This window comes from Pseudomonas reactans (assembly GCF_013387025.1).
Classification (GTDB): Bacteria; Pseudomonadota; Gammaproteobacteria; order Pseudomonadales; family Pseudomonadaceae; genus Aquipseudomonas; species Aquipseudomonas reactans.
The window spans coordinates 228,612-254,619 of the sequence record NZ_JACAQP010000036.1; the positions used below are offsets into that span (position 1 = coordinate 228,612).

Here is a 26,008-nt window from a genome sequence, read left to right on the forward strand (position 1 = left end):
TGAAGACCGGGGCTACCTGGGCATGTCGCCGACGACGTCGGCAGGCATTTCGGATGTGGGTGTGCTGGTCGGACCCTCAGCCGCCAGCATGTCCATGGCTGACAGCAAGGCATCGCCCTCGATCGGCCCCTGCAGCAGGATGGCCTGGCCCGTTTGGCGATCGAGCAGGCGCAGCGACGGCGTGGCGGTTACGCCGCTCTTGGTGGCTTCCGCAGCCTGGGCGCGGATAGCCGCACTGGGCCTTTCGCTTGCCATGCACTGCTCGCTGGCTGGCGTCGATTCGGGGTACCGCAAGCCATCGGGCAAGCCCTGGCCGCCGCTGCGCGTGTGGGCATAGACCCATTCGATCGCCTGCCAGAACGCGACATGCCCACCTGCTTCGGCAGCGCATTCCACTAGGCGTGCCTCGGCTGACGCGGCCGGCTCGTGCTCGGCCAGCGGCTGGTGGTGCCATTGCAGCGCCACGTCGGTGTTGTTGCCGATCCACCGCTTGAGCTGCGGGAAATACTCCCGGCAGAACGGGCACTCCAGGTCGGCATAGAGCGTCAGCGTGAAACGGCCTTTGGGGTTGCCCATTAGCCAGGGCGGCCCGGCCACCGGTGCCATGCTGACCGGCGTGGGCGGCTGCGGCGGGGATTCGCCGGGCGACCTTGACACAAGCCAGATCAGCAGCAGCGCGACCAGCACAGCAGCCAATGCCCAGGGCCAGCGGGGCCGCCCGTTGCGGCGGCGGAACGCCTGGACCTGCATCGGAATGGAAGGACGTTTCTGTTCCATGGCGTTCTCCGTCTTACGACAGTTCCAAGGCCGGCGACTCGATGCCGCGCGCCTGGTCGATCTTCTCGGCCACCTTGAAGGCCGCTTCCAGTTCGGTGCAGCCGTAGTGCTGCATGAGCTGGTAGCGCTCGGCCTTCTCTTCGGGTTCGGTCTGCGCCAACGCCAAGTACAGGCTGGGCGGCACGGCGCGGAACAGCACTTCCATGCTCTTGGAAAGGATGACGCCCTCGGTGAACTTGCCCGCTTCTTTGCGCGCCGAGAGCATCAGCGCTTTCTGCGCGGGCGAGAGTTCGCGGAAGCGTGCAATCTTCTCGACCTCATCGGGCGGCATCGACAGGCAGATCCACCACTCAATCATGTTGAGCATGGGCTCCGCGGCACGCGGCAGATCGTCGATATTTTGTGTAGCCAGCCAGAACCAGGCCCCTAGCTTGCGCCACATTTTTGTAATTTTTACAACGTAGGGCGCAAGCAGCGGGTTCTTCGTGATGATGTGGCCTTCGTCGGTCACATTGATGATCGGACGGCCCAGGTACTGGTCGCGCTCGGCGATGTTGTTCACCGTGCTGATCAGGCTGATGTAGGCGATGGAGAGCTGCGCGTTGTAGCCCTCCCGGGCATAGGTCGCGAGATCCACCAGCGTGATGTCGGCCTCGGGCCACGGCGTGCCATCGCGATCGAACATCTCGCCGTCCGTGCCTTGGCAGAACATGTCCATCGCGTCCGCCATCTCCAGCAGCCGCACGCGCCGCATCTCGGGCAGCGTCGGGTCCTGGCCGCGCGTGCGCAGCGCGTTGCGCACGTCGCGCGTGAGCACCGTGCGTTTCTCGGCCACGCAGTGCTCGGCGGCATCGAGGATGCACTGGCGGATCAGCGAGCGATCGGCCCGCGTCATCCGGGCTTCTTCCTTGTCCTCGCCGCCTGTGATCATCAGCCGTGCCGTGATCTCCAGTTCACCCAGCACGTCGCGCTGCTCGTCCTCCTCCATGACCGAGGAATCGGCTGGCAATTCTTCATCCAGTGCATCGGCATCAAGCGTCTGCACGTTGCTGGGCGTTTCGATCAGCCGGCGAGCGTCGGCGAACGGCGCCAGGCTGATGCCCGAGCCAGGAGCCAGCTTGACCCGGTTCACGGTCAGACCCAGGCGCTTTGCGAAGTCGCTGAACAAGCCAAAGCTGTTGCCGGCTTCCACGATGAACAGCCGCGGCCGGTAGATGGCCGTGACCTGGTTCAAGAGGTTGTTGAGCGTTGCGCTCTTGCCCGAGCCGGTGGGGCCGAACAGGAACAGATGGGCGTTCATCTGCCTGTCCAAGCGGTTCAGTGGATCAAACGTGATCGGCCCGCCGCCGCGGTTGAAGAACGTGTTGCCCGGATGACCCGTACCCTGGCTGCGACCCCACGCCGGCGAGAGATTCGCCACATGCTGGGCGAACATCAGTTGGGTGAACCAGTTCCGTCGATCTTGCGCAGGGTTGTAGCAGCACGGTAGCCAGCGCAGGTAGCTGTTGAGCGGCGCGACTTCATCGTCCTCGCGCACAGGCTGCAACCCCGCGTTGAGCATCACGTTGGCGAGGTCCAGACCGCGCCTGTCAAGTTCGGCTTCATCGCGTCCGCGCAGATAGAAGGCCAGCGTGCCGCGGTAGAGCTTGTGCGCGCTGCCGATGAGCGAGCGTGCCTCCTGCACATCCTTGAGCGTTTGTTCCGATGCCAGTGTTTCGCCGACAGCCTTCTTCGCCAGGTGATTCAGGTGCGATTCGAGGATGTCCTGGGGCGTCGCCACCATGGTCAGACACATCGTGGTGTCTTCGGGCATCTGATCGAAAAGCGTGTTGATAGCGTCCCCCTTGCGGGTTTCGCCGGTCAGGTGCCCCGTACCGGGCGGCATGCGTAGCCGGTCGGTGACCAGTACGCGATGCGGCATACCGTCAAAGTACCAGGTGCCGTGCTCGGCATCGGAGCGAGGCTGACCGAAGAACAGCCGTTGACTGAAGTCCCGACCACTCGCCAGCTCAATCTCACCTTCCTCCACCTCGTCGGGATAGCGGGCCAGCGCATAGAAGCGCTCTCGCTCCTCAGCGCCGGGCCCGAGCATCGTGGGGCGTGGGTTGAACCAACGCAGCAGCCAGTCGTGAACATCGGCCGCGACCATGCGCCGGGCCTGGATGCCGGCGTTCGCCAAGCCGCCGCAGAGGCGATCGCAGACGATGTTCAGCATTTGCTCGGGTGTCTGGCCGCGGCGGTTCGCCTGCCCGGCGGCCCGGCGATAGACCACCATGCGCACGCGCCGCGTCTGGCCGCGCCAGCGCAACCGCGTGACCACCGTATCCTCGAACAGTCCGCCGGGCTTGGCCACCGCGCGCAGGTGGTGGCCAAAGAAGCGGAGGTAGAACTCGGTGAAGGCCGTGCTGCGGGCGCGCGGCTGCACGTAGTCGCGTAGCGTCTGCATGTACTGGTCGAAGCTGGGCTCGTCCTGTGCATAGAGCTGGAGCACCCACGGGTTCTCATCCAGCTCATCGAACGAGTCCTGGAGCGCGTTTTCGAGCGCATCGCGGGCATGAGCGAGCCAGCCCGGTTCCCGACCTTCGGTGCCTAGCGGGACCAGTTCGTAGAAGGCCGCGACCGATTGCCCGTCCTCCAGCAGCATGGACTTCGACGGCGGCAGGAACTCCACCCACGGCAGCAGCTCCGCGAATGACTGCGCAACGTCGTACATCGCCTGCTCGTCCGCCACGGTCGCCGGCCTGCGGCCCTGGACCGTCGCTCCGGGTTCGGCAATGCCGGCCTGGCGCAACGCCTCGACGTGGCGCTGCCAGCCGTCCGGCTGCTCGTCATTGCCACCATCGGATGCAGCCAGCTTCGGCCAGGGGAGTTTCCAGCGCATCAGTAGTCCTCCACGCGCTCGCCCGGCATGGCGTACTGCACACGCTGGTACAGGGGAAAGACCGTCGTGTAGCCCGGAACCGGCACGGGATCGGTGCCCGCCAGGTGCGGGTACACATACATGACAAGATCGGGGTTCGGCAGGCGGTGGAACTGGCGATAGACCTCGTTGCGCGCCGTGCGCGTGTAGCGCATCTGCTCGGTGGGCGCGGCCTCCACGTCGGCCTCGGTCAGCGTCCGGCGCAGGCTCTGGCGTGCATCGAGCAATTGCCTGCGCGCCACCTGGCCGGCGCCACCACCCCCGTCACCGGCGTTCTGCTGCCAGATGTCCATCATCGTGCTGTCGCCGTGGGGGAGCAGCTTTTCCTTGCTGGTGGCACAGCCGCCGAGCACCGCGACGGCGAGGGCCAGCGCCAGGGCCTTATTCAAGTTCGAGAGCATGGCTTTCTCCTGCGCGGTGATCGACCTTGCGGCCTTCGGGATCGAAGTCGATGGCGAGCGGCTTTTCGAGGTGGACGGCGACCTTCGCGCCGGGCTGGACATAGACAGCGGCGAACGCCTGGCCGTACAGCTTGTTCACCCAGTCGGCCATGTCGCGCACGCCACCGGCCAGGATGCGGCCCACGGCTTCATTGCCCGAGATACCGACGCTGCCGATGGAGCCGTCGGCGCCGACGTAGGACATCTGGCCGCTGTCGCTGTCGATCAGCGAGGCGACGCCGGCACCGGCGGCGGTAATCAGGGCTTGCGAGCCAAGGTACTGCTGGGCGTTGCTGCGCCGCTCCCCGCTGACGCAGGGAATGCCGTATGGGTCGCTGATCCAGCCCAGGCCTCCACTTTGAGAGTTCTGCTGCTGGTTGTTTTGCTGGTTGCCGTCGCGGTCTTCGGGGATGGTGCGGATCGTGCCGTCGTGGAAGACGAAGGTGATGCTGCGTACCTGGCCGCGCACGCACGAGAGCGTCCAGTCGCCCGATGCGGTGCCGCTGAACACGGCACCGGCCACGTCGGGAATGTCGATGCCATTGGCGGTCAGGTTGTCCGATCCGACCAACACCTTGAAGGGGTACGGATCGTTGACGGTTCCGTCGATCGGCACGCGGCCGATCAGCGCCGTCATCGCCACCGACCCCATCAGCGTCGAATTGGTCGGTACGGTATAGACCGCCTTGGCGCTCTTCACGCCTGCGGCGCGTGCGCCCGCGTTCGCCACGGTTTCCGCCGTGGTTTCCAACGTGCTCTGCGCGGGGCCGAAGCTCGTCGGGAAGCTCATGCCGCTACCCGTGCCACGACTGCTGTTGCGCCCCTCGGCTTTCCTCGCATCGTCGGGTTCGACCCAGCGCACGCCGCCTTCCATGCCGGCCTCGTCGCCGTCACGCAGCCCCAGACCCACCGGCAGGTCGGCATGGCCGCCGCCACGTCCGCCGATACTGTCCAGGCGCCGTTGCAGGTCGGCCAGCAGCCCTTCGGTCTGCTGACGCGCGCTGGCTGCCTGCTCTTGGTCGCGACGCAGGTTGGTGCGCTCGGAGTCGAGGGCCGAATTGATGCGCTGGTCAATGGAGTTCTCGCGCTGGCGCAGTCGCTGGTTTTCTTCGCGCTGGGATTTGTTGTCCGAGAGCGCGGTCTGAAGCTCGGTGCGCAACTGCTTCACTTGGGCAACGAGCGTCGCCACGGTGTCGCGCGGGGTATCGCCCTCGATGCCCAGCGCCTTCATTTCCGCTGGCGTGAGCTTGGCGCCGGCATCCGCGGTCGGTGGTGCCGAAGTGCTGCCTCCCGAGAACAGCCGGATGGCGACGAACAGCACCAGCACGGCAACCGGGATCATCAGCCACTTCAGGAGTCCATTACTGCGCATGGCGGACCTCCTTGCGGTCGGTGCCATCCTGGGAACCGGCTTCCGGTTGCGGGAGATGCACGGCCGGGTCGAAGCGGTTGACCGCTGGTAGCAGCGATTGCGCAAGGCCACGCCCGCGCGTCACCAGGTACAGAACGGTCGTGTCCTCGGGCGTCCCGCGCGGGCCAAGCGCCTCGTGTTGGAAGGTGGCGGTGAGGAAATCGCCTTGCAGCACGCGCGGGTCCAGGGTGATCCAGCCGCTGCTGCTGTTGGTCAGGCGCACGGCGGTCACCCACTGGTCTTCCAGACGCCATGACGCGAGCGCGACCGCGCGCACGGGCAGCGTCGGCATCAGCGTGCCGAGGTCGAGGTCACGGCGCAGGTTCACCCGCATGACGCTCGGCAGCGGCTCCACGGTGCGTAGCGGCGCGTAGAGGTTCTGTGCGGCAAAGCGCGTCAGGACAACCGACACCGGGGTCTCGCGTCGCGCCGCTCGCGCGCCGGCCTGGTCCTGGGCGCGCGCCGGAGCTTCGTTGTCATCGCCGGGCTGATCGCCATAGCGCGCCGGGGTGCTGTTGCCCTCGACGATGCGCACTGGTTCCAGCTCGGCTTCGCCGTCCTTGGCTGGCTCCGCCGCAATGTCCAGCAGGATCAGCGCGCCCGTGTCGGCGTCCTGCAATTGCAGCCGCGTGGGCTCGATCGGCTCGCTGGCGCGCAGGTACACCGCGCCGCCCGCGCTCTGCACCCGTAGGCGCTCGCCGACGCCCGCAGGTACGCCCACGCGGACGTTGCGGTCGATGAACACGATGCGCTCGTGGCCGACCTTCAGCGGCACCGCCAACGGCATACGTTCCCAGCGCAGGATCTCCACTGCCTGGACAGCAGGAGCGGCGGCCACGGCCAACAGCCCCAGCAGCGTGAGTACAGGATGCTTCATGGGGTTTCTCCTTGGGGCGCTTGCGGAGACAGGCCGCCAGACGCCGGGCGCGTTGGCTCCGGCGTGCTGATGCGCTGGGGCGCGCCCTCATAGCAGTCGAGCGCCAGGCCGAACGGGTTGCGGGCAGGATCGACGTCCACCCGCGTGACCTTCACTGGATAGCGCACCAGAGCGCGCTTGACTTGCTCGGCGCCGTAGTACTCGTCGGCGGTGATGTCCAGCGTCACCACCCAGTCGCGGTCGGAGACCACGCGCACGCGCGCCGTAGGGTCGTCGCCGTAGCCGCGGCCGGGGATTTCATAAATCCCGCGCACGCGCTGGCGCAGCTCGCCCGTGCTGCGGCGGTAGTCGTAGTCCGCGCGAAGGAAGGCCTGGCAGGACGGGGTGAGATACGGCGAGAGCGTGTGGAGGTTGCGCGCGTAGTCCTCTTCGCCATTCGTCGGCCAGCGGTTGAGCGTCTGGAACACGTAGAACGTGAACGCATAGACCGATTCGGGCGGCACTTCCCACCACTTCCTGGTACTGCCGGAGCGCAGGTCAGGCGGAACGTGGATGGTCAGATCGCGCGGAGCGCTCCACCAGCCGCCGCCCATGACCAGGGCGACGATGACCAGGGCGCCAGCCCCCAGGCGAAGCGTCTTGATGTGCGCCTGCAGGTGGGTGATCTCGTTCTTGAAGCGGCTCATCGCGCGCTCCTTCGGGTGGTCCAGAAGCCGGAACGCGAGATCAGCACATGGCCGCCCACCCAACCCGCCATCAGTGGATGACGTGTCGCAATGCGCCATTGCAGTTGCCGATACAGCCAGGTGTCGGGACGCCCGCGTTTGAGGCGGCGAAGAATGCCGCCGCCGATGAACACGCCCAAGGCCACGCCCAGGACGACGAACGTGGGAGCTAGCGCGATCGTGCGGAACACCCACGACAGCGGCGCGCCGACCAGCAGGCCGGCGGCGCCGGACAAGCCGCAGCAGATCCACAGCTCGTCGGCGGTGAGGCCGCGCACGACAACGGGGTGGCGGTTGAGCCGGTGCGGAAGGAACGTCACGGTCCCGTCCGCACGGACGTGCTGCTGCTCAGACATACCGGCCTCGCCTTACAGGATGCCGGTGGCTTCGGTGAGCAGCCAGATGCCGATCACGAGCAGGACGGCGCCGATGGCGACCGTGAGGCCGAACTGGCCCCACGTCTTGCGGCCTGTGTGGATTTCCGCGTAGGTCCCGTAAGCGTGGTAGCACACGCCGATGAACATCGACGCCACCACCAGCAGGGCTACGAGCATGATGATGTCGTAGCCGTAGTTGCGGATCGTTTCCATGATGCCGTTGCCCGTGCCGCGGGTCGGGTTCTCCAATTGCGGCAGACCCTGCGCGAACGACAGCACGGGCAGCGCAGCGGCGCCCAGGGCCACGGCGGCGCGCTGGGCAAGACGGGAATTGAGGATGCGGTTTTGCATGGTCATGCCTTTCAGGTCAGGAGAGGAGGAAGAAAGTCAGGACGAGGTACATCGCGACGAATCGGATGCAGACGCCGAGGAACTGGCGCTGGTTGAGGCGGCTCTCGGACCACCCCACGTAGGCCGTTCGCATGGCCCAGACGCCCCAGACGAGCAGGACCGCGAACACGACGCCGACCAGGACGGTCGCCATCGCTGAAGGTGCGATGCCGCTGTTGGCTTGAAATGCCGAGACCTGGGCGCCGTTCATGGCTTGCCCTCCGCGGTCGTCGGCGGTGATGGCGGGACGACCCGCTCCGTGCGGTAGTCGCCGGCCAATTCGGACGGGTCGCGCGGCTGGGCGCGCGACGGTGTGAGATGGGCCTGGATGCCGGCGCGCACGCGCGCCAGGTCAGCCAGCAGCCTCGGGTAGTCGAAGTGGTAGCGCTCGCCCGGCTGGATGGGGGCATGCGCGGCGCTGTCGGCGACCGTGCGCTCCAGCGCGTCGAGTTGGCGCAGCGCTGCGACCAGCTCCTGACGCTGCGCTGGGGACTCGGCCAAGGCCATCGAGGACTGGCCCAACACAAGGGCCGTCACGAGAAAAGTGGGCACGCCGCGATGCGCGGCGCGCAGCCAGATCGGAGCCAACATCGCGCCATTCCTGTGTGATCAGCAATGGCTAGATCGTGGAGATCAGGGCTGTTTCAGGCCGCAAACAATAGGAACCTGCGGATGACCGGATTGATCGGCTAGAGGTACTTCTTGAAGCTGCCCGCAGTCAGGCTCACGGCCAGTCCCAGCAAGGCGGCGCTCGGCAACAGGATCAGCAATGGATGCACCGAGATCGGCAGTGCCAGGTACGTGATCCACGGCAGCACGGCCAGGGGCATAAGGCTGGCTTTCGCGCGGTGGTAGATGAACCCGGATTCGCGGCCCGCGCCGAACCTGCGCACGTCACGTCGCACCAGACCGTCAATCAGACCGACGAAAGCAGCCGTGAAGATCAGTGGCAGCGTGAGCACCAGGACCAGCAGGCGCACTAGGAAGGTCAGCGTCGTGAAGGCCGCGGCGATCAGGTAGCTCTCGGCCCAGACATAGGCTTGGCTGATGTAGTAGCGGAAGTTGCGCGCCTGCTCGTGGCTGGGCGCGCGGACGCGCTCGGCGGTCTGGCTCATGCGCGCCAGCAGCCCGGAGCGAACAAACACCCATTCGTAGCCTGTATCCACCAACTCGTGCGCCGTGCGCCCCGGCTCCTGCACGACCACGCTGCGCGTGAAGTGGTTGGACAGATGCCCAAGCTCGTACTGCAACATCTGCTGGGAATGGCGCCAGCCCTGGTCCTTCCAGAACAGGTGCATGCCGACGCACTCCACCACGATCGAGAACAGCAGCGAGCCGATCAGCACTCCAAGCAAGCGAAACGGCAAGGTGATGGTGCCGACGATCAGGCCCTGGCGCTGATTCTGCTCCCGCTGCGCGGTCGAGGCGGCGTCCTTCACGGCGCGGCCTCGTCGCCACTGTGGTCGGTGTCGGTGGCCACCGCAGCAGGCTCGGCTGGAGCAGCATCATCCAGCAGGTCATCGGGCAAGGCCGCATCCTGCAAGGCCGGGGAACTGGTGAACTCCCACCACTGCGTAGCCTCGCTGTAGCTCTGGCGCATGTACCCTGCCAGTTGTTGCAGGTCCGTCGGCATCACTTCATCCGGGTCTGGTAGCGGCAGCGGCATGCGAACCTTCCAAAGCTGGCCGCCCTGCAGCAGCGCGAAGCATTGGCCTTTTGGCAGGCCGACTACGTGCGATGGCTCGATCATCGGCACGCTGGACATGCTGATGCGGTCCTGGGTGTTCGACGTGAAATCCGTCGCGCCGCGGATGTCCGAACTGTCGGTTGCCCCGGAGACGATGGTAGTGGTATAGACCTCGACCTTCGGCAACTGCCGCGTCAGCAGTTCGGCAGTGGCAGTCTCGCGCACGCGCAGCATGAACAGGTTGTTGAAGTTGCCGATCACCTGGCCAGCTTTCGCGCGATTGCCGATGCGGGCCTCGATGTCCGAGAGGGTCTGCGTGTACGCGGTGACTTGCAGCCCGGCGCCGCCGCCTTTGTTGATAAGCGGCACGAATTCGTCACCCATGAGTTCATTGAATTCATCCGCATGGACGTTGATCGGTACGCGCGCGCCAGCCGAGGCGTCTGGCAGGCCATCGTCGATTCCGTGCTTGTAGATATGGCCCGCGACCGAAACCAGGTCGGAGAACATGGAGTTGCCGACCGCTGCGGCAACCTCGGCGTCGGACAGCGCGTCCAGTCCCACATAGACGATGGCGCGCTTCCTGATGACTTGCATCCAATCGAAGATCGGGCGCGGGTCGGCCAGGTCGGAATAGTTCGGTGCCAGGAGCTGCGCGATCTTGCCGCTGGTTAGCTTTTCCAACAACGGCAGCAATGACGCGACGATCTTGTCGAAGTAGGTCTTGTCGTACCGAACTGCCGAGCGCAGTCCGTCGAGCACCGGGTCGTAGTTGCGCGCCTGGGAGAGATACTGCTCCAGCGCAACCACGCGCTTCTCTCGCCCGATCATGTTGCGCGGGATGTTCTTCTCGTTGAGCTTGGCCTCGATCTGGACGATCACCTCCCAGGCCTTGGGCTCGGTCTTGGCGAAGTAGTGCTGGGCGTACTCGATAAACAGCGCGTCGATGTTGATGACGTGCCGCTGGATCAGCATGTAGTCCGGGCGCTGTCCCAGTTCCACCAGGGCACGAGCAATGATGTTGACGAAGCGCCACGCGAACTCCCTGAAGGCCGCGCTATTGCCTTCACCGGAGAGTTGCCCTGCGATACGGGTGGCGACTTCCGAGATGCGACCGAATCGGCCCACCGCGTTGTAGCGGGCGCTGATCTCCGGCCAGCCCAAGTGGAAGATGTAAAACTCGCCTTCACGGCCGGCGCGCTTGGCCTCGACATACATGCGCTTCAAGAGGTCCGCATCCCCTTTGGGGTCGATGACGATCACGACTTCGTGCTCGCCGGCAGCGCTCTTGCGGCGGATGTCCTGGGTCACGAACAACTCGGCCAGTCGCGTCTTGCCCACGCGCGTGGTGCCCAGCACCAGCGAGTGCCCGACACGCTCGCCGAGCGGAAGGCTGACGTCCACCTCGTCCGGTTCGATGCCGTGCAGGCGTGGCAGGCCGCCCACAGGCGGCAGCGGACGCACCGGGTTGAAAGGAGCATCCCAGCCCGTGAGCGCGGACAGCCGGGATAGCGGGAACGGCGCGAACTCCAGCCGCTCCTCCAGTCGCCGTGCCAGCCGGTAGGCAGGCGTCGGCTCGACGTATCGGCGGAACTCCGGCCGGTACGTCTGCATCAGCCTATGGGTGTGTTTTTGTTCCCACAGGAACCCGCGCCCGATGAAAAGCCGCTGCTGGCTGACGGGCACGTCCTTGCTCGTCATCACGTAGCGCGACAGGCGGCGGATGTTGCGTCGGTAGCGCAGGATCACGCGGGCATCGCGATAGCGGATCGCGCCGTAAGCGCCGAAAGCCAGCGCGCTGCCGACGCCCATCGACGGGCTCAGCGCGAGCGACCATGGGGCCACCAGGCACAGAAACGCGGCGCCTGCACACGCCGCGACGGTGTATAGCTCCACCGCTGGGCGTAGCAGAACCTCGACCGGCTGTTTCCCCGACATGGCTTCATTGCTCGATGCCGGTGGCCGTGATCAGCGCCGGGTAGTGCCGCAGCCCCAGGCGATCGGCCAGGTCGTCTCCGGCTACGGGCGCGAGCGGCACGCCCGGCACCAGGGCACGCAACCGTGCCAGGCCCTGCGCGGTCTCGACATTGACCACGAGGCCGACCGCGCCGCGTTCGCGCAAAGCGACGCCGCGGCGCTGCAGCCAGGCCCGGGAGGCGTCGTCGTCGCCGATGACCACGAACGGCCGCAGGCCGGGCGCTTCGATCACGCGCCGCGCGACGGTGCCGGGCGTGAGCTTGGCGCTACGCACCGGCAGCATCGCTGCCTCGTCCGCGGGTGTGGCGGGAACCTGTGGCGTCGGAATGGGCGGCCGGCCCGGGACATCGGCGCGCGCCTGGAGGTTGAGGGCCTCGTAGTACGGCAGCGCCGACGTGCCACCGCGATCTTCGACCACGATCAGCGGATCGCCGGCACGCGATGCCAGCGGCAGACCTGCCAGCAGCACAAGCAGGCCCCGCAGGGCCAGATGGGATTTTGTCATGGGGAAGTCTCCTGGCGCGCGGCGAGCACCGCGGCGTTTGGATGTGCGCCCTGCACACGCGCGAGATGGCGCGACACGCTGCGCCGGTAGCGGGCGGCGGGCTCGCCGCCCGCAGGACGGTGGTAGCGGCCGATCGCGAGCAGCCAGTCTTCGCCGGACGTGTGCTGCTCGTTCAGGATTTCAGCGGCGATGGCGAGGTTTCGATACGGGTCCAGCAGGTCGCACGCGCTGGTGAAGCGATGCTTGTGGTAGCCGAGGTTGATCTGGACCAGGCCTGCATCGATGCGCGTGTGGGGCGTGGTACGCATTGCCTGTTGCAAGCCCGAGCAGGCGTCGGCGCGCGTGGCGAAGCGGCGCGACTGGCCGGCGACATTGAGGGACCACGGCCACGGCACGATGCGCCCGTTGCGTCGAACGCCGCTCTCCTGCAAGGCCACGGCGTAGAGCACGGTCGAGGGGATGCCCGCCTGCTGGGCGGCGAGCTGGTAGGCAGGTGGCGGAATCTCCTGGGCATGGACGGCGCAGGCGCACAGGCCGGTAGCGAGCACCAGTGCGCACAAGAGCTGCGAGAAGGAGGTGGCCGCTACGGCTGGCGCTGCCATTGGCCGTTCACCTCGCGCACAGCCGCGGGCAAGTCACCGGGCAGGCCCAGCGACAGCCAGCGGCCGCCGTCGTGGTTGAGGGTAATGCTGCCGCTGCGCACGCGCGCCGGGTCGATCTGCGCGCGCTTGGCCCAGTCGCGGATGCGTGCGTCGTCCTGGCGGCTGCCCACCATATACAGGTCGAACTCGGCACCCGAGGATTGCAGCCGCTGCACGAGCTGCCCACAGGCCGCGCAGCCGTCCTTGACGAACACCGCCATGCGACCGCTGCCGCGCGCGGTGCCGGTGCCCGGCCCGTCGTCGGGCAGGTTCACGCGCTGCATGCCGGGGTTCAGGCGCTGCCAGGCTTCGTCGTAGGCACGTTGGTAGGCGAGCAGCTTCTCGACGCGGCGAGCCTCGACTTGCACCTGCAGCTCTGCATAGCGCCGCCGTTCTTCGTCGGTGCGTGCCTCGATGCCTAGGGCAGACAGCGGGTCCAGGTTTGGCGAGTAGATGCCCAGCGGCCCATCCATCAGCTCGCGGTAACGCGCCCATTCCTGGGGTTGGAGCCCCCAGTTGCTTGCTACTCGGTCGTCCAGGACGCGGGCGGCCAGCGGGCGCTCCTGGCTCTGCGCATTGCGGGCTGGAGCTGTGGCTGGCTGTTGCGCCCACGCGGGCCACTGGACTGAAGCCAGTAGGAGTGCGGAAAGGATGATCGACGGCTTCATGTCGTGTGCTCCGATCAGGGAATCGCCACGCGACGGATCTGTTCGCCGGCTTGGAACACCGCAGCGCTGCCATCGATTGCCTGCAAGCGCCATGGACCGACCGCATCACCGGGCAACAGCACCTGAAGCTGGTCGGGCGTGAAGTCCCCGCTGCTCGGCGCGACGGACACACTGAGCTGGCCGGCGCGCAGTTCGGCGCCGACGATGCGGAACGGCAGTGGCGGCGGTTCAGGCTTGGCGGCGGGCTTGCTCGATGTGCGCGGCTGGGCGGGTGTTGCTGCACGCGCGGCGGTCTGACGCGTCTTGATCTGCTCGATCTCCGCGCGCAGCGCCTGAAGGTCGTCGGCTGCTGCGTAGCTGCTCAATGTCTTCTCAACTTGGGAAGCGCGTGCTTCCAGGATTTGGCGGGTGTCTTTGAGGTCCGCCGCCGTTGCGACCTGCGGACGCTGCTGGATGGTTCCGATGGTCTCGGCCAAGGCCACCGCCTGCGCTTCGAGGCGTTGCAAACGGGAGTCGAGCCGTTCCTCGTCGGCCTGGTCGCTCATCGCCTGGTAGCCGAGGGCCACGATGACGCTGAGACCGAGCAGCCAGAGCCAGAGCAGGCTTTGCGCCACCACGGCGGCAGCCGGGCGCCGCGAGGATTGGGGAGTGTTCATGGCTGGCCGCCTGGAATGGAGGGCATCAGTGGGAAGGTCTGCACCGCATCGGCGGCGGCCGGTTCAGGCATGGATTCGACGGCCATGCTGTCGCCGGGCCGCTCGAAGCAAATTTGTCGTGCGCGGTCATCCGCGTGCAGTTCCCAGGCCGGACCAGCTAGGGTGATCAGCGCGTCGCGCAAGGTCATGGGACCGAGATGCAGGTGCGCCGCCGGCAGCGGCAGCGCATACAACTCGATCACGGCATGTGCCGTTTGACACAGGCTGTAGCCGCTGCGCTTGAGCACGTGCCGCAGCCCATCGCCGACCGTGACGCGGGCATCCGCCGGCATCGAAACATCGATGGTCTGCAACAGCAGGTCGCGCTGCGCCGCCGTGGGGGCCAGCTCGACCAACGTGTAGCGCCCATAGCGCACAACGGGGATGTACTCGGGCGCTTCGGGTTCGGGCGCGGTCGAGACTTCCTCGAAGGCATCGGGTGCGTGCGGCGCAGTCGTTGTCGCGCAGCCGCCAGCCAGTACCGACCAAAGCAGGCCGAGAAATCCCGTCAGCAGGCGGCGTTCGGGATGGTGAAACCAGGGTGGAGAGGGGCACATAGCTCGGCGTCCTGAAACATCGAGCCCTCACCATCGCCGCTGGGGTCGTGCGCGGCAGCAAACAATGCGAATCACGCCCCGTCCGATTTTCCGACAGCCTCCCTCCAAAGAAAAAGGCCCCCGAAGGGGCCAATGAGAGCGCAGGTCGGACCCTGCCGAATCAACCCCGAGCCAGCTTCAGGCCAGGATCGACCTGTGCCAGTTGGGCATGCGCCCAGCAGCGCACGAGTTGGCCGTTCTCGCCGAGCGGCCGGTCCGCCATCGCCACCGAGTACTCGTCGGTATCGCTGGTGTCGTAGCAGACGACTTTGATCTCGCCGGTGTCGCAGCGGATGGAGTGGATCTGGCCGTCGGTCATATCGACCACGACGACCTGCGGGACAAGACCCAGTTCGCGGGCGGCCGACAGGATGGGGCCATATTCGGCAGCGTCGAAGCAGACGAACGGCCCTTCGTACCGGGCTTCTTCGGCCAGATCCTTGGCTTTGTGGTAGTGGGCACCCTGGTCGTATTCCTCCTGGGTGGTTCTGACCTTGTAGACCGGCATGTTGGGGGTGCCGGAAGCATCGACGCAGGCGACAGCGACTTGCATCTCGATCTCGCCGCCTTCAGCAGGCTCGGTCGGAGGGATGACAGCCTGACTCTCGGGTTCTTCGTCGGCCATACCCATGCGCTCGCGCATCTCGTCGGCGAATGCCTCGGGAGCCATCAGGCCGTAGCGCGCCAGGCGCACGGGGATGTCTTCAGCGTTCAGATTGCCGTCTTCGATGCGCTGCCGCATGAAGGAGGCGATCTCGGTTACCAGGGTGTCACTCTCAGCTTCCGAGGGCTGCTCGGACACATCGATCGACCACTTATCCACTTCCGCGGCGGTCTCGCCGGTCAGCAGACCCTCATCGATGGCGTATTCGCACATGCTGCGCAGCCGTGCCAGCATTTCCGATTCGGCCTCGCCGTTGAGCAGGTAAGTCACGTCCAGCGTGAGGCGAGCACTGACGACTTTGGTCGTTGCTTGGGTATTGGTGTTCATGGAAATCTCCTTGGGATCGAAAAAGCGCAGCCACGCCCACGGAGACCGTGGACGTGGCTGCAAGGTGGGAACAGCGGAAAGCCGGCGGCGTTAGGCCAGCGTTGGCGTGGGGATCAGGCGGCGACCAGTTGCCGGGCCAGTGCGACCTCGACCGAATCACCATCCTGGTTCAGGACGTCCAACCCTGATTCGGGCACGTCGCCCGAGGTGGACTGCGAGACCATGATCTTCTTGGCCATCAGTTCGAGGCAGGTCATCTGCGAGGAGCCGGCGTAGCCAAGGTAGATCACGCGCACGGGTTGCTTCTGCCCGATGCGCCAGGAGCGGCGTGCCGCCTGCTGCAGCGAGTACACGTTGTAGCCCGACTGCATGAACACGATCGTCGGAAACTCCAACAGGTCCAGTCCCGTTTTAACCAGCTCGGGGTTGGTGATGAGCACATCGATGCCACGGTCCAGTTGTTCGGCGATCCAGTCCTCGCGGCGGCTGGCATCCACGCTTGCGCGCAGCACCGCCACCTTGAAGCCTTCCTGCTCCAGCAGCACCTTCAACCGGCTGGTCGTGTCGCGCGTGCCGGTATAGACCGTGTAGGCCAGCACCTTGCGGCCCTGCGCCTTCTCCTCTTTGCAGATGTCGATCAGCTCACGCTCCTTGGGGCTGATCTCGAACTCGTTGAACTGAGCCGGGACGAACGCCAAGGTGTTGCGCGTGCGCGGATGCACCACGGTCTCCGACCGGAAGCAGCAATCTGGCCAGGCCAGTAGCACGTTGAGCACCACACCCAGCAAGGTCGTATCGCGTCGTGCAAGAGCCTGTTTCAGCTCCGCGGTCAGCCGACCCGCCAGATCGCGGTAGGCCGCGGCTTGCGCCGTGTCCATCGCGACTTCGCGGAACTCCTCGTCATACGGCGGCAGGATGTTGCCGCCGATGTCCTTGAGCTTGAGGAAGATCGTGAACGGCAGGATGCAGCGCAAGACGCCCTTGGGGCCGAAGCCCGGGGCCTTGACCGTGCGCACCGATACCTTGGTGCCCTTGGCCGTCTTGTGCGCCGTGCCGGTGCTCTCGGAGTAGATGTCCTTCAAGACCCCGTGATCGCGCATGAACGCCATCGCGGCCGAGGTCATGCTGCCGCTCGTGGTCGGGCGGTAGCCGTCTTCGATCATCCGCCCCGGAAGGGCTCGGAACAGCAGGTAGAACAGGTCGTCCCCGTAGCCGCCCATCAGCGTGCCAGTCAGCAGCAAGGTCTTGCGAGCCTTCGCTGCCAGCACGCCCATGGCCTGGCCTTGGGCACTGCCGCCGTTCTTGTACTCGTGCGCCTCATCGGCGATGAGCAGGTCGAACGTGCCTTGCGGCAGGTAGCGTTTGATGAACTCGGACGGCTGGTAGCCGCCTTCGCCAAAGCCGAACTCCATGTTGGCCATCGCACGTTCCATGCGGGTGGCCTGACGGTCGGAAAACACCAGCTCGCCGTTGCCGTCCATGAGGTTGATGAACTCATGGATGTTGTCGCCGAGCATCGAGGCCAGGAAGCCGTCTCCGAACTTCTGCATCAGCTTCTGCGCGGTGACTGCCCCGATGGTCGGGATGCGCTTCAAGGCTTTCAGCACGGCCGAGGACTGGTCGCTGCCGGACAGGCTGCGTGGGCGGATCAGCGTCCACAGGGGCGCTGCGCAATGGCTGCACTTCCTGCGGTACTCCTCGGCTTCGAGCGCGACCGGGTTGACCGGCTCGCCGTCGAGGTCGGTGATGACCGTGCCGCAGTCCGGGCAGGCCGCCACGTCGCCGTGGCGGGTGCGCCGCTGGGTGAAGACAGGCTTCCAGTGGAACCCCATCCGCATCCTGACGCGCCCCAGGACAAAGAACTCCTGGCCGGTCGGCTGCACACCCAACTGCTCGCGCAGCTTGATGAGCTTGACCAAGGTATCGGGGCCGTTGAGCACCCAGACCTTCGCGCCCGCTACTGTCTCCTGGATCTCGCGCCGCCACTTGTAAACAAGGTGCGGGGGCGAGAGAACCAAGGTCCGGCGGTAGCCTTCGGCGTTGAGCACAGCGGCCGTGGCGATGCCGACGGTCGTCTTGCCGCAGCCCATCTCGCCATTGACGATCGCGGCGCGCTCGCCACGGTCAATCAGCAGCTCCGCGGCGGCGTGGACGACTTCGGCCTGGGCCTGGAACAGCTTGCGCTTGAGGCTGGCGACGATGAGCTGGCGATGTGCTTGCGGTTGGCCGGTATAGACCGGCGGGTTGGCGCTGTTGAGGGCGTCGAGCAGTTCGTCGCCGAACTCGCCGACGAAATCCTGAAGGCTCAGGGTCAGAGGGGAAGATTCCGCGTCGAGCAGTTCGCCCTGTACGGGCGCGGCTTCAGCGGCATTGGTTTCGAGATCGAGGGACATGGTGATGCTCCAAAGAAAAAGGGGCATGCACCACCCCCAGCGGGGCAGTGGCATGCCCCGTGGTGGGAAGTAAATCGACGCGTGGCCGACGGTGGTTGAAGGTGCTGGCCTGGGTGGCCAGCGGCTGAACCGTGCTCAGTCCTCGGACGGCAGAACGATGACGGTGGCGTGGCGCTCCGCGTCGGTAACGATGCGAATGGCCAGCCCCGGATGGATCACGTAGTGCGATGCCAGCGATGCGCCTGATTGAAGCGCGGTGCTGTTGGCCTGCCATTGCTGGACGTTGACGTCGCCCCAGTCGCCACGGGTGTGGCGCCTGAAGTACGGGATCGGGTCGAGGCGACCCGAGCGGACCAGGCGGTCAATGCCTTTGCTGAAGATAAGCGCCCCGATGGGGAACGCCAGGTTCTGACAGTAGGTTTCGATGCGATGTGATGCCATGGGCTCCTCCTTGATGAGTCATTGAGCCACGACACCCCTGCCGGAGTGAAGTGGCTCCGTCAGGAGAATGAGGATGACGATGTGGGGACGTCAGATCAGGTCCCGCTCTTCGGGAAGCTGGATCACCGTGGTCTGGTGGTCCTCGCTGGTCTTGACGATTAGCGCCAGGTCCGGCGTGATCCTGAACTGCGAGATCATCAGGTTGTCCTGTTGGATCGCCACGTCGTTGGCTTGGCGTGTGGCCTCATCGATCTCGCCCCAGTCCCCGCGCACATGGCGCTGGACATAGGCTAAGGGGTCGATCAGGCCTCTTCGGGCCAGCCAATGCACCTTCTCGCTCAACTTCAACGTACTCGGTGCGAACAACGGTTGCTTGTGCGGCGCTGGCCGCTTGAACGGATTCGGGAACATGGTGTTTCTCCTTCGATGTGGTACAGCAGGACGGCAGCGCGTCCGGTGGATCAGCGGATGGTCAACACCTCGCCCCGTGTCGCGGAGCCAGGCGTCATGTCCCACGCGCGGATGACGGGCACAAACTTGTCGGTGAGGATGCGGGTCTCGGCGATGGAGCCGTCTTCGCGTTCGGTGAATTCCCGCTGGAGCGTTTTGTCCTTGTGGGTGTCACCTTTGACGACGAGCACGCGCCCCGTCTGGGAGCGCACAACGCCGGAGATCGCGCCCGCTGCCAAGGCCAGGGCGAGATGCCAGTGGGACAAGGCTCGCGCCGGTGGACGCAGCGACTGCTGCGCGGCCCCCAGGTGCGTGTCCAGCGACGGCCAGAGGCCTTGCAGCCGACCGACCTCATCGGCGAACTGCTCCGGCTCCATCGTCACGCGGAAGAAATGCTCCGGCTCGACCGGACTGGCGGGGACGATGTACGGCAGGAACGGCCATTCGCTCGGCAGTTCCTCGGCTTCGACTTCGCCAAGCCCAACCTGCAGCAGCAGGTTGCGCACGGCCTTGACGCCATCGGGGGCCTGCTCGCGCTGGCGCACCCTTCGGCCAAAGATCACCACCTGCTTGAACTGCGTTTCCACCGCTCGGTAGATCCGCAGATCGGTGTAGTGGCGTGTCAGCCAACCAACCAGCTCCGCGTCGAGCACGTAGCCGGGGACGATGAAGACCAGCATGCCGCCGTACTGCAGCAGCGACAGCGAACGCTGATAGAACAGCTTTTCGAGGCGGGCACGTCCCTGACCTTGATAGCCGATGTTGCCGTTGACGTCCTTGGACAGGTCGCCATACGGCGGGTTGAGCCAGAGCAACCCGAAGGACTGTTTGGAGACCATCGTGTCCATCAGGTCCGCGTGCAGGCAGTGATCGACCAAGCCTCGGGCATGGCGTGCCCGCTCCGCGTCGAACTCGACCGCGAATGCCTTGGCCTGGTCACGCCCGAGGGCATAGGCGGCTTCGGCGATCGCCACGCCTTCGCCGGCGCAGGGATCAAGGATGCACATCGGCCCGTCGCTGGGCATCAGTGCGTTGAGGGCTCTTTCGAGCGTGGGTTCGTCGGTCGGGTAGTACCCGTTCTTGGCGAAATTGCGGGCGAGCCGCGGGAACATGAGGGCCATGGAAGTCTCCTGGTTGGCGGGGATGAAAGACGGAAGCACGCCGAGACGTGCCTCCGAGGGGGTCAAGCCGCTACCGCTTCCGGCGTCCAAATCTTGGTCGGATAGGGATAGGCGGTGAGCGCGTCACTGCGGATCAGGGAGCCCAGCGCCAGGGTCAGCGCCGGCACGTCGATGGCGAGCCGATGGCCTTCCAGCGGCCCGAGGGCGAACGGAAGGCGGGCCAGCATCTCGCGGCTTTGCAGCAGTTCCAGCACGGTCTCGCGCCAGTGGTCGAGTAGCGGCAACGGGCAGGTGTCCCGCACCAGCATCCACAGGCGGTCAAGCCGGTGGGCGCTGTCGCGCGGCAGCAGTGCCAATGCGCTGGCGTTGGCCTTGTCGGGCTTGACGCAGCGCCGGTCGAACAGCCACACGTTGGACAGCGAACCGAACAGCGTTCGCCGGTAGGCGCGGGTCATGCGCTTTTCCAGGCGATCGACGTTGCCGATGAACACCGGGACGCTGCCGCCCTGGTCGGTGATGACGTGGAACTGGTCCAGTCCCTGCTCGTCGCGCCCGAGGGTCAGGCGAGCGAGGAATTGCTGGACGGCGGTGTCGCGTGCCCAGATGGACAGGAAGATCAGGTTGCCCTGGTCATCGCCAACGCAGGCGTCGGCCATCACGTCCGGGCATTCGTCGATGCGGTACAGCGTGGAAGAAGTGTTTGCGGGCATGGTGGTGTCCTCGGATGAGCGGGAACAGCACCGCCCGTCGGGGCAGGTACTGCCCCGGGGGGGGTGGAAGAAAACCGCTCAGTCCGGCTCGAACTGCCGGGTGTGCGGGTTGAAGTGAAGCGCCTCGTCCACCGCGGTGATCGGCGTGAAGCCGTCCAGGTAGATGTTGTTGAGGTACTGGTCGCGATAGGTCAGCGCCTGCCGTGCCTGCTCCTCGGTGAGGCCGTTGTCGATGAAGTACGCCAGCATTTCCTCGTCGGAGGAAACTTCGTCGTTGGACAAACTGCCTTCAACGAGCTTTAACAGCGAGGCGGGGAGCGCAGCCAGGATCGGGTCCATGTTGGTTCCTCCTGGCTCAGGCCAATAGTGCCGCGGCGGGTGCCGTGGCAACCGTGGGTGTACGACGCCGCGCGTGGTAGGCGCGAACGCCTGCACGCCAGTCGGCGGACTGCTCCGGTGCGAGGTCCAGATAGGACAGCGGGCACGAGTAGTAGTACGGGTGCATGGACTCGTCCAGCGGCTTGTAGCCCCACTGGTTGCCGCTGCGCTCCAGAAGATCGCAGCGGATGTAGCGCAGGGACTGGCCCGGCGCGAGATCACGATGCACGCCTTCGGCCCTGGCCGTCACTTCCGCGACGGACCAGAGGACGTTGCCGCGCAGCGTGTGGGCGATGACCTTCACGCTGGCGCGCTCGGTCTCCTGCGGTGCGATCAGTTCGGCGATCAGTTCAGACCGCGATTGGGGAGAGAAATACCAGCCCATGAGAGGCCTCCTGAAGAAGTAGAGCCAGAGGCCTCCCCGTGGGGAAGAACCCCCAGCGGGTGATGGAATGCCGCGTGTGCGGCGATGGAATGCAGTGCGGGCTAGGAACCGCAACCGGCCGGGCAGCAACCCAGCGTGATCCCATGCGAACAGCAGCCGTTTTCAGCGAGCCAGTCCTGGGTTTCCTGCCGTTCGGCAGGTGTTGCGTAGTCCCATTCCTGGGTCGCGATTTCCAGCGCATGAACGCGCTGGCTTTCCGGCAATCGACTGGCTTGCGCGTCGATCTCCGAGCTGAAAAGCGTGACCCAGTGATCCCAGGACAGGCCGCAACCACGTTGGGCATGCTCGGCGGCCGTCTTGCAAACGGCGCGCCACGCGGTTTCGTCCAGCGCGGAACGGGGTGTATCGCAAGTGATGGTGGACATGATGGAGACCTCCAGAAGAAAGCCGAGGCCACCCCCGCATGGGGAAGGAACCCCAGCGGGTGGATGAAGAACACCGCGGATGCGGTGTCTGCAATCACGCAGGTTGCAGTTCGGCCTGGCGGCTCCACTCCTGCGTCTTGAAGTCCAGCGCGTAGCCCAGTTCGCCCAGGCGGGCGATCTGGGCGCGCAGGGCGCGGCGGTCGATGGTCGAATCCAGCTTCACAGACTCGCCCAGCGGCCACAACAGGCCGAACAGCGCGGCGTCGCCATCCTCGGTGCTGCCGGGGGCAGCAGCCGCAGCAGGCGGCGCGTCCACGCCGAAGGGCGTGGTATCGACCAGCGGGTCCGCGGACGTCTGCACGGGTGCAGGTTTGGCGGACCTGGATGCCTTGGCGGGTTTGGCCGGCGTTGTCGCAGGCTGTGTCCCTTGATCTTCATCGAGCGGATCGACTTCCTGCGGGGCGAAGCTATGTGCTTCGGCCTTGCTCAGCTTGTCGATGCCGAAAAGTGTCATACCGTCCAGGTTGGCGCGCATCTCGAAACGCATGCTGCCGTCGCTGATCGGATAGCCTTTGAGGAAGATGTAGCGAAGGACGAACTCCCCTTGATACTTGCCCTCGGGGTATTGCTCCAACTCCGCGTCTTTAATCGTGAATTTTCCGAGTTGGCATTCGAGCTTGCCAACATTGAACTTTCCGTTGCGGCCATGAATGGTGCGCAGCGCGAGCTGGCCCGGGACGATGATGGGAGTGGCCGATTTCTCGGGTGCCGATGTGACTGCCATGATGCTTCTCCTTGAGGAATAGGAAAAAGGCAAGGCCCCGTGAGGGGCCATGCCGGATCAGAACGAAGCAGCCAATGCCGGCTCCTGCTCTTCGACTTCACCTGCGGGCTCGCGCTCGGCGGGCTCGATAGGCTGGTCGGCAGCGGTGTCGGCGGCGTCCTCGGCTTCGGGCGCGGGTGCGTCCTCGGCCTGCGACGCCTCGGCTTGCGCCTGGCTCGTCGGATAGACCTGGGTGCCGTCGATCTTGATCAGACCGATGTGGATCAGCGTCGATTCCAGGCTCGCTCCCGGCTCCCCGGCGCGCTCACCCTTGGTGCGGATGTACGGATCGATCTTCATGTCGTTCAACTTGAAGGCGATCAGCACCTTGCGGTCCCCTTCGATGGCCTGCACGCACCGGCGAACCAGGTGCTCGGCTTCAGGGGTGGCGACGATGGTGTCGAAGTACCGATAGTCCGGTTCACCGACAGGCCCGGCCAGAGCCGCGACGCAGCACGACAGGAACGGATCGCCATCCTTGGGGGTGACGTCCTTCGGACGGCTGAGGTAGCCGATGCCGCGGGTGATCAGCTCGTGCTGCTTGATGGAAGCCAGTTCGGCCCGGTCAAGCGGCTCGGCCTTGAGCAGTCGCGCCTTGAGGGACGCGGCGGCTTCACCCTTGCGCTCGCCCTTGTCGCGGATGTACGCATCGCCCCACAGGTCGCCGAGGCGGAAGCGCACCAGCGGGCGCTGCTTGGGATCGTCAACGCCGATGTAGCGCTGGACGAGGTTCTTGGCCTCGGCACCCGAGACCTTGACGTCGAAGTAGCGGTAGCTGGGGTCCCTGGCGGGGCCGACCAGCGCGGCAACGGTGCATGCCAGGAAAGGCTGCGCACGGCGGCCGCCCCGGACAGGCACTTCACGGACACGCTGGATGTAGCCGATGCCCGAGGTGTGGAGGTCGAAATACGATTTCTCGTTGGACGTGGTGTTCATGGTGAATCTCCATAGGGAAGAAGCGGAGACACACCAGCCCCACGCATGCGGGGAAAGGTGCGTAACCCCGCGGTGGGTCGATAAGGCGAAAGCATCCGCCACCAGAGACTGGTGGCCGCTCGCGGATGGATGCGGTGCGAGCTGGCTCGGTCACGCAGTGGGAACTGCGACGCAACCTTGAAGACCGATGGTTGCTTGGCATGTCGCTGACAACGTCAGCAGGCATGGGGTCAGCATGGCCGGGCCTCGCGCGCGCGACAGCAATCAATCGGCATCCGGGCGCTTCCCATTTTTTCCAGGCTGCCCAGTTCCGCCCAAAAGAAAGCCCCCGAAATGGGGGCTTCAAGGGGTATGCGGACATTTTTGGACTACGCCGATTCCACCGCCGCCAGCGACAGATACGTAGCGGTGGCGGACAGCTCCAGATCATCTGAGCTTTGCAGAATGCGAGTGAAAACGCTGTCTTTCGGGTCGAAGAACTCGCCGAAGTCGTCGCCGCCAAGCTCGGCGCGTGCCAGTTCCCACCAGTCATCGAACGGGTCGGTATCCGGGTTGCAGCCGACGGCATAGGCCAGCAGCTTCACGCGGCCATCGGGGCGGCGCTCTCCGCGCTCGGCGAGGAAGTACACGCCCTGGTCCTTGGCCAGGGCGACGCGGCATTGGTTGGCGATGGCTTCGGCAAGCACGGGGCGCAGGTCGGAGCCTCTGAATCGCAGTGACATGGTTGAAATCTCCTGTATGGATGAAGAAAAAAGCCCTCCACCGAAACGGATGGAAGGCTTGTGGGGCAGTCGCCGGTAGGCTGTGGACTGATCAGTCGTGCCGCTAGGCTTCCTGTCTGGCACGTCAGGCTGGAACCGCCTGACGTTGCCGAAAGGCTTTGGCGTCGATCACGCTCACGTCGATCAGGCGCCAGCGCCCGTCGTCGATGAGCCGCTCCAGCACTTCACCGAGCATGTCGAAATACACCTCGTCGTGCCTATCGACCAACTCACCGTCGCGGTGCAGCTCCACCACGTAGGTGTCGCCGCCACGGTCGTAGAGGATCGTCACCTGACCCTCGAACTTGGTGGTTGAGACCGTGAAGCTGATCGCCGGCGGGGTCTCGATGATCCTGGAGGGCTTGGGATCGACCCAGGCGAAGTCGCGGGCACCTGCATCGACCAGCATGTGGGTGATGCACCGGAACCCGTCGGGCGCGGGCATCTCCTCCAACTGCTCGATGAGTTGGCCCAGCTCCATGCACTGCGGCTCGGGAATGGGCAGCTTGGCGGGTGCTTTGCCAAGGATATGCCTCGTGATGGTGTAAGGCGTGCCATCCGAAGTCTTCTCGGTGACGACTTCCGGGGTGTCCGCGCGAAGCCCGTCGAAACGTCGCCGGGCGTAGGGTTGGACATGGACCTTGGCGCCCTCGCTGGGAACGGTGGTCACCAGGTTGGGATCGAGCACGGCGAACTCGGAAGGCTTGAGCTTGACGACGATGGCATCGTCGGTCGCGGAGACTACCTTGCCGTTGAAGGGCTGAGGGTCAATGGCGAAGCCCAACGTCGAGGACTGCGGCTGATCATCGAATACGCGGTATTTGAACGAACGCACGTTGCGAGGGACATGGCCCGCGACAAGCGAAGGCATCATGGATTTGATGAGGGAACGGTCCATGGGAATCTCCTTGAGGAAGAACAAGGGATTCCCCGCCCGCAAGGGAGAGGTCCCTTGTGGGTGGCGTGAACGGACGGGGTACGTCCATAGGAAGAAACGACCAGCACGGTTTCCCGCACTTGCAGCCTTGAAGGTCTCGGCTGCCAGGGCATGTGTCGGCAACGCCGACGAACATGGAGCAAGGATGGCTCTGGAATGGGCGGCCTGCCTGCAAGAAATCGCACAGCGTCGCACCCGCTTTCCTGCGCTGCGGACAAGAAAAAGCCCCTCGAAAAGGGGCTTGGTTGGGTCAGGCTTCGTACACGAAGTAGTGCTCGCGCTGACGTGGGAAGAAGACATGCTTCCATGTATCGCCGCTGGTGTTGCCACCGTCGAAGACGACCATTTCGTAGTCGTCAATGTCGGTGTCCACCAGGTCGGCGCTGGCGATATGGCGCATGTGCAGCGTGCCGCTCATGCGCTCGAATACCAGGATCTGGCCGATGGCGTCGTCCTGGCCCATGGCATTGACGCAGGCGCCGAGCTGGTGCTCGAAGTCTGGCGTGCGCGAGATGAGGTCGGGGAACATGAGGTTGCTCCTATGAAAATGGACCAGCCCGGCTCCGGGAGG

Annotated in this window: 31 protein-coding genes; all 31 read right to left on the bottom strand. The window is 65.5% G+C overall.

Annotated elements, in window-relative coordinates:
* Positions 1 to 12 precede the first annotated feature (12 nt).
* Positions 13 to 777 (bottom strand): DsbA family protein, encoded by a 765-nt coding sequence (locus tag HX793_RS26490; protein ID WP_028690954.1) that lies wholly within the window; start codon positions 775 to 777, stop codon positions 13 to 15.
* Positions 778 to 790: 13 nt separating this feature from the next.
* Entirely contained in the window at positions 791 to 3,658 is a 2,868-nt protein-coding gene (locus HX793_RS26495) for a conjugative transfer ATPase (RefSeq protein ID WP_023103900.1), read from the bottom strand.
* Positions 3,658 to 4,098, bottom strand: coding sequence for a TIGR03751 family conjugal transfer lipoprotein (locus tag HX793_RS26500; protein ID WP_023103901.1), 441 nt, complete (start codon positions 4,096 to 4,098; stop codon positions 3,658 to 3,660). The genes HX793_RS26495 and HX793_RS26500 overlap by 1 nt, the downstream gene beginning before the upstream one ends.
* Positions 4,079 to 5,509, bottom strand: a complete 1,431-nt coding sequence (locus tag HX793_RS26505; protein ID WP_017515583.1) for a TIGR03752 family integrating conjugative element protein — start codon at positions 5,507 to 5,509, stop codon at positions 4,079 to 4,081. Before HX793_RS26505 ends, HX793_RS26500 begins: the two co-directional genes overlap by 20 nt.
* On the bottom strand, positions 5,499 to 6,425 hold the full coding sequence (locus HX793_RS26510; RefSeq protein ID WP_023103903.1) for a TIGR03749 family integrating conjugative element protein: 927 nt from the start codon (positions 6,423 to 6,425) through the stop codon (positions 5,499 to 5,501). The genes HX793_RS26505 and HX793_RS26510 overlap by 11 nt, the downstream gene beginning before the upstream one ends.
* The gene (locus tag HX793_RS26515; protein ID WP_023835765.1) at positions 6,422 to 7,111 is read right to left on the bottom strand and encodes a PFL_4703 family integrating conjugative element protein; all 690 of its coding nucleotides are present in this window, start codon (positions 7,109 to 7,111) and stop codon (positions 6,422 to 6,424) included. Before HX793_RS26515 ends, HX793_RS26510 begins: the two co-directional genes overlap by 4 nt.
* On the bottom strand, positions 7,108 to 7,506 hold the full coding sequence (locus tag HX793_RS26520) for a TIGR03750 family conjugal transfer protein (protein WP_023103905.1): 399 nt from the start codon (positions 7,504 to 7,506) through the stop codon (positions 7,108 to 7,110). The genes HX793_RS26515 and HX793_RS26520 overlap by 4 nt, the downstream gene beginning before the upstream one ends.
* 12 nt (positions 7,507 to 7,518) lie before the next feature.
* Positions 7,519 to 7,878, bottom strand: a complete 360-nt coding sequence (locus HX793_RS26525) for a TIGR03745 family integrating conjugative element membrane protein (protein WP_023103906.1) — start codon at positions 7,876 to 7,878, stop codon at positions 7,519 to 7,521.
* 16 nt (positions 7,879 to 7,894) lie between these two features.
* Positions 7,895 to 8,128: a TIGR03758 family integrating conjugative element protein gene (locus HX793_RS26530; protein ID WP_009459672.1), complete on the bottom strand. Its 234-nt coding sequence runs from the start codon at positions 8,126 to 8,128 to the stop codon at positions 7,895 to 7,897.
* A complete protein-coding gene (locus HX793_RS26535) occupies positions 8,125 to 8,508 on the bottom strand; it encodes an integrative conjugative element protein, RAQPRD family (RefSeq protein ID WP_023465080.1) in 384 nt (127 codons plus the stop codon). Before HX793_RS26535 ends, HX793_RS26530 begins: the two co-directional genes overlap by 4 nt.
* A gap of 98 nt (positions 8,509 to 8,606) precedes the next feature.
* Complete coding sequence (locus HX793_RS26540; RefSeq protein ID WP_023103908.1) at positions 8,607 to 9,356, bottom strand: TIGR03747 family integrating conjugative element membrane protein; 750 nt, start codon at positions 9,354 to 9,356, stop codon at positions 8,607 to 8,609.
* Positions 9,353 to 11,542 (bottom strand): type IV conjugative transfer system coupling protein TraD, encoded by a 2,190-nt coding sequence (traD, locus tag HX793_RS26545; protein WP_023103909.1) that lies wholly within the window; start codon positions 11,540 to 11,542, stop codon positions 9,353 to 9,355. The genes HX793_RS26540 and traD overlap by 4 nt, the downstream gene beginning before the upstream one ends.
* A gap of 4 nt (positions 11,543 to 11,546) precedes the next feature.
* On the bottom strand, positions 11,547 to 12,086 hold the full coding sequence (locus tag HX793_RS26550) for an integrating conjugative element protein (RefSeq protein WP_017515759.1): 540 nt from the start codon (positions 12,084 to 12,086) through the stop codon (positions 11,547 to 11,549).
* On the bottom strand, positions 12,083 to 12,688 hold the full coding sequence (locus HX793_RS26555) for a transglycosylase SLT domain-containing protein (RefSeq protein WP_028690955.1): 606 nt from the start codon (positions 12,686 to 12,688) through the stop codon (positions 12,083 to 12,085). Before HX793_RS26555 ends, HX793_RS26550 begins: the two co-directional genes overlap by 4 nt.
* Positions 12,670 to 13,395: a TIGR03759 family integrating conjugative element protein gene (locus HX793_RS26560; protein ID WP_023103911.1), complete on the bottom strand. Its 726-nt coding sequence runs from the start codon at positions 13,393 to 13,395 to the stop codon at positions 12,670 to 12,672. Before HX793_RS26560 ends, HX793_RS26555 begins: the two co-directional genes overlap by 19 nt.
* 14 nt (positions 13,396 to 13,409) lie before the next feature.
* Positions 13,410 to 14,051 (bottom strand): hypothetical protein, encoded by a 642-nt coding sequence (locus HX793_RS26565; RefSeq protein WP_023103912.1) that lies wholly within the window; start codon positions 14,049 to 14,051, stop codon positions 13,410 to 13,412.
* Positions 14,048 to 14,647 (bottom strand): PFGI-1 class ICE element type IV pilus protein PilL2, encoded by a 600-nt coding sequence (gene pilL2 / locus HX793_RS26570; protein ID WP_028690956.1) that lies wholly within the window; start codon positions 14,645 to 14,647, stop codon positions 14,048 to 14,050. Before pilL2 ends, HX793_RS26565 begins: the two co-directional genes overlap by 4 nt.
* A gap of 160 nt (positions 14,648 to 14,807) precedes the next feature.
* Positions 14,808 to 15,677, bottom strand: coding sequence for a hypothetical protein (locus HX793_RS26575; protein WP_176987480.1), 870 nt, complete (start codon positions 15,675 to 15,677; stop codon positions 14,808 to 14,810).
* Between the two features lie 113 nt (positions 15,678 to 15,790).
* On the bottom strand, positions 15,791 to 18,070 hold the full coding sequence (locus HX793_RS26580) for a helicase-related protein (RefSeq protein WP_028690958.1): 2,280 nt from the start codon (positions 18,068 to 18,070) through the stop codon (positions 15,791 to 15,793).
* Between the two features lie 135 nt (positions 18,071 to 18,205).
* Positions 18,206 to 18,511 (bottom strand): hypothetical protein, encoded by a 306-nt coding sequence (locus tag HX793_RS26585; protein ID WP_023103916.1) that lies wholly within the window; start codon positions 18,509 to 18,511, stop codon positions 18,206 to 18,208.
* 90 nt (positions 18,512 to 18,601) lie between these two features.
* Positions 18,602 to 18,922, bottom strand: coding sequence for a hypothetical protein (locus tag HX793_RS26590; protein ID WP_023103917.1), 321 nt, complete (start codon positions 18,920 to 18,922; stop codon positions 18,602 to 18,604).
* 50 nt (positions 18,923 to 18,972) lie between these two features.
* Positions 18,973 to 20,082: a DUF6094 domain-containing protein gene (locus HX793_RS26595; protein ID WP_028690959.1), complete on the bottom strand. Its 1,110-nt coding sequence runs from the start codon at positions 20,080 to 20,082 to the stop codon at positions 18,973 to 18,975.
* Positions 20,083 to 20,144: 62 nt separating this feature from the next.
* Positions 20,145 to 20,792, bottom strand: coding sequence for a hypothetical protein (locus tag HX793_RS26600; RefSeq protein WP_023103919.1), 648 nt, complete (start codon positions 20,790 to 20,792; stop codon positions 20,145 to 20,147).
* Between the two features lie 78 nt (positions 20,793 to 20,870).
* The gene (locus tag HX793_RS26605) at positions 20,871 to 21,131 is read right to left on the bottom strand and encodes a hypothetical protein (protein WP_023103920.1); all 261 of its coding nucleotides are present in this window, start codon (positions 21,129 to 21,131) and stop codon (positions 20,871 to 20,873) included.
* Between the two features lie 16 nt (positions 21,132 to 21,147).
* The gene (locus HX793_RS26610) at positions 21,148 to 21,555 is read right to left on the bottom strand and encodes a hypothetical protein (protein WP_023103921.1); all 408 of its coding nucleotides are present in this window, start codon (positions 21,553 to 21,555) and stop codon (positions 21,148 to 21,150) included.
* A 101-nt stretch (positions 21,556 to 21,656) separates the two neighbouring features.
* Positions 21,657 to 21,980 carry a hypothetical protein gene (locus HX793_RS26615; protein WP_023103922.1) on the bottom strand — a complete coding sequence of 108 codons (324 nt, stop codon included), beginning with the start codon at positions 21,978 to 21,980 and terminating at the stop codon, positions 21,657 to 21,659.
* Positions 21,981 to 22,074: 94 nt separating this feature from the next.
* Positions 22,075 to 22,764 (bottom strand): DUF3275 family protein, encoded by a 690-nt coding sequence (locus HX793_RS26620; RefSeq protein ID WP_023103923.1) that lies wholly within the window; start codon positions 22,762 to 22,764, stop codon positions 22,075 to 22,077.
* Positions 22,765 to 22,821: 57 nt separating this feature from the next.
* Positions 22,822 to 23,739, bottom strand: a complete 918-nt coding sequence (locus tag HX793_RS26625) for a DUF3577 domain-containing protein (RefSeq protein ID WP_023103924.1) — start codon at positions 23,737 to 23,739, stop codon at positions 22,822 to 22,824.
* A 368-nt stretch (positions 23,740 to 24,107) separates the two neighbouring features.
* Complete coding sequence (locus HX793_RS26630) at positions 24,108 to 24,461, bottom strand: DUF3085 domain-containing protein (RefSeq protein WP_009459699.1); 354 nt, start codon at positions 24,459 to 24,461, stop codon at positions 24,108 to 24,110.
* Positions 24,462 to 24,585: 124 nt separating this feature from the next.
* Complete coding sequence (locus HX793_RS26635; protein WP_023103925.1) at positions 24,586 to 25,398, bottom strand: hypothetical protein; 813 nt, start codon at positions 25,396 to 25,398, stop codon at positions 24,586 to 24,588.
* Positions 25,399 to 25,687: 289 nt separating this feature from the next.
* On the bottom strand, positions 25,688 to 25,966 hold the full coding sequence (locus tag HX793_RS26640; protein ID WP_009459701.1) for a hypothetical protein: 279 nt from the start codon (positions 25,964 to 25,966) through the stop codon (positions 25,688 to 25,690).
* Positions 25,967 to 26,008: the final 42 nt, after the last annotated feature.

What these genes read in the sequence shown, in the direction of transcription:
- HX793_RS26490 (WP_028690954.1), bottom strand. Translation starts at nt 777, where the DNA reads ATGGAACAGAAACGTCCTTCCATTCCGATGCAGGTCCAGGCGTTCCGC.
- HX793_RS26495 (WP_023103900.1), bottom strand. Translation starts at nt 3,658, where the DNA reads ATGCGCTGGAAACTCCCCTGGCCGAAGCTGGCTGCATCCGATGGTGGC.
- HX793_RS26500 (WP_023103901.1), bottom strand. Translation starts at nt 4,098, where the DNA reads ATGCTCTCGAACTTGAATAAGGCCCTGGCGCTGGCCCTCGCCGTCGCG.
- HX793_RS26505 (WP_017515583.1), bottom strand. Translation starts at nt 5,509, where the DNA reads ATGCGCAGTAATGGACTCCTGAAGTGGCTGATGATCCCGGTTGCCGTG.
- HX793_RS26510 (WP_023103903.1), bottom strand. Translation starts at nt 6,425, where the DNA reads ATGAAGCATCCTGTACTCACGCTGCTGGGGCTGTTGGCCGTGGCCGCC.
- HX793_RS26515 (WP_023835765.1), bottom strand. Translation starts at nt 7,111, where the DNA reads ATGAGCCGCTTCAAGAACGAGATCACCCACCTGCAGGCGCACATCAAG.
- HX793_RS26520 (WP_023103905.1), bottom strand. Translation starts at nt 7,506, where the DNA reads ATGTCTGAGCAGCAGCACGTCCGTGCGGACGGGACCGTGACGTTCCTT.
- HX793_RS26525 (WP_023103906.1), bottom strand. Translation starts at nt 7,878, where the DNA reads ATGCAAAACCGCATCCTCAATTCCCGTCTTGCCCAGCGCGCCGCCGTG.
- HX793_RS26530 (WP_009459672.1), bottom strand. Translation starts at nt 8,128, where the DNA reads ATGAACGGCGCCCAGGTCTCGGCATTTCAAGCCAACAGCGGCATCGCA.
- HX793_RS26535 (WP_023465080.1), bottom strand. Translation starts at nt 8,508, where the DNA reads ATGTTGGCTCCGATCTGGCTGCGCGCCGCGCATCGCGGCGTGCCCACT.
- traD (WP_023103909.1), bottom strand. Translation starts at nt 11,542, where the DNA reads ATGTCGGGGAAACAGCCGGTCGAGGTTCTGCTACGCCCAGCGGTGGAG.
- HX793_RS26550 (WP_017515759.1), bottom strand. Translation starts at nt 12,086, where the DNA reads ATGACAAAATCCCATCTGGCCCTGCGGGGCCTGCTTGTGCTGCTGGCA.
- HX793_RS26555 (WP_028690955.1), bottom strand. Translation starts at nt 12,688, where the DNA reads ATGGCAGCGCCAGCCGTAGCGGCCACCTCCTTCTCGCAGCTCTTGTGC.
- HX793_RS26560 (WP_023103911.1), bottom strand. Translation starts at nt 13,395, where the DNA reads ATGAAGCCGTCGATCATCCTTTCCGCACTCCTACTGGCTTCAGTCCAG.
- HX793_RS26565 (WP_023103912.1), bottom strand. Translation starts at nt 14,051, where the DNA reads ATGAACACTCCCCAATCCTCGCGGCGCCCGGCTGCCGCCGTGGTGGCG.
- pilL2 (WP_028690956.1), bottom strand. Translation starts at nt 14,647, where the DNA reads ATGTGCCCCTCTCCACCCTGGTTTCACCATCCCGAACGCCGCCTGCTG.
- HX793_RS26575 (WP_176987480.1), bottom strand. Translation starts at nt 15,677, where the DNA reads ATGAACACCAATACCCAAGCAACGACCAAAGTCGTCAGTGCTCGCCTC.
- HX793_RS26580 (WP_028690958.1), bottom strand. Translation starts at nt 18,070, where the DNA reads ATGTCCCTCGATCTCGAAACCAATGCCGCTGAAGCCGCGCCCGTACAG.
- HX793_RS26585 (WP_023103916.1), bottom strand. Translation starts at nt 18,511, where the DNA reads ATGGCATCACATCGCATCGAAACCTACTGTCAGAACCTGGCGTTCCCC.
- HX793_RS26590 (WP_023103917.1), bottom strand. Translation starts at nt 18,922, where the DNA reads ATGTTCCCGAATCCGTTCAAGCGGCCAGCGCCGCACAAGCAACCGTTG.
- HX793_RS26595 (WP_028690959.1), bottom strand. Translation starts at nt 20,082, where the DNA reads ATGGCCCTCATGTTCCCGCGGCTCGCCCGCAATTTCGCCAAGAACGGG.
- HX793_RS26600 (WP_023103919.1), bottom strand. Translation starts at nt 20,792, where the DNA reads ATGCCCGCAAACACTTCTTCCACGCTGTACCGCATCGACGAATGCCCG.
- HX793_RS26605 (WP_023103920.1), bottom strand. Translation starts at nt 21,131, where the DNA reads ATGGACCCGATCCTGGCTGCGCTCCCCGCCTCGCTGTTAAAGCTCGTT.
- HX793_RS26610 (WP_023103921.1), bottom strand. Translation starts at nt 21,555, where the DNA reads ATGGGCTGGTATTTCTCTCCCCAATCGCGGTCTGAACTGATCGCCGAA.
- HX793_RS26615 (WP_023103922.1), bottom strand. Translation starts at nt 21,980, where the DNA reads ATGTCCACCATCACTTGCGATACACCCCGTTCCGCGCTGGACGAAACC.
- HX793_RS26620 (WP_023103923.1), bottom strand. Translation starts at nt 22,764, where the DNA reads ATGGCAGTCACATCGGCACCCGAGAAATCGGCCACTCCCATCATCGTC.
- HX793_RS26625 (WP_023103924.1), bottom strand. Translation starts at nt 23,739, where the DNA reads ATGAACACCACGTCCAACGAGAAATCGTATTTCGACCTCCACACCTCG.
- HX793_RS26630 (WP_009459699.1), bottom strand. Translation starts at nt 24,461, where the DNA reads ATGTCACTGCGATTCAGAGGCTCCGACCTGCGCCCCGTGCTTGCCGAA.
- HX793_RS26635 (WP_023103925.1), bottom strand. Translation starts at nt 25,398, where the DNA reads ATGGACCGTTCCCTCATCAAATCCATGATGCCTTCGCTTGTCGCGGGC.
- HX793_RS26640 (WP_009459701.1), bottom strand. Translation starts at nt 25,966, where the DNA reads ATGTTCCCCGACCTCATCTCGCGCACGCCAGACTTCGAGCACCAGCTC.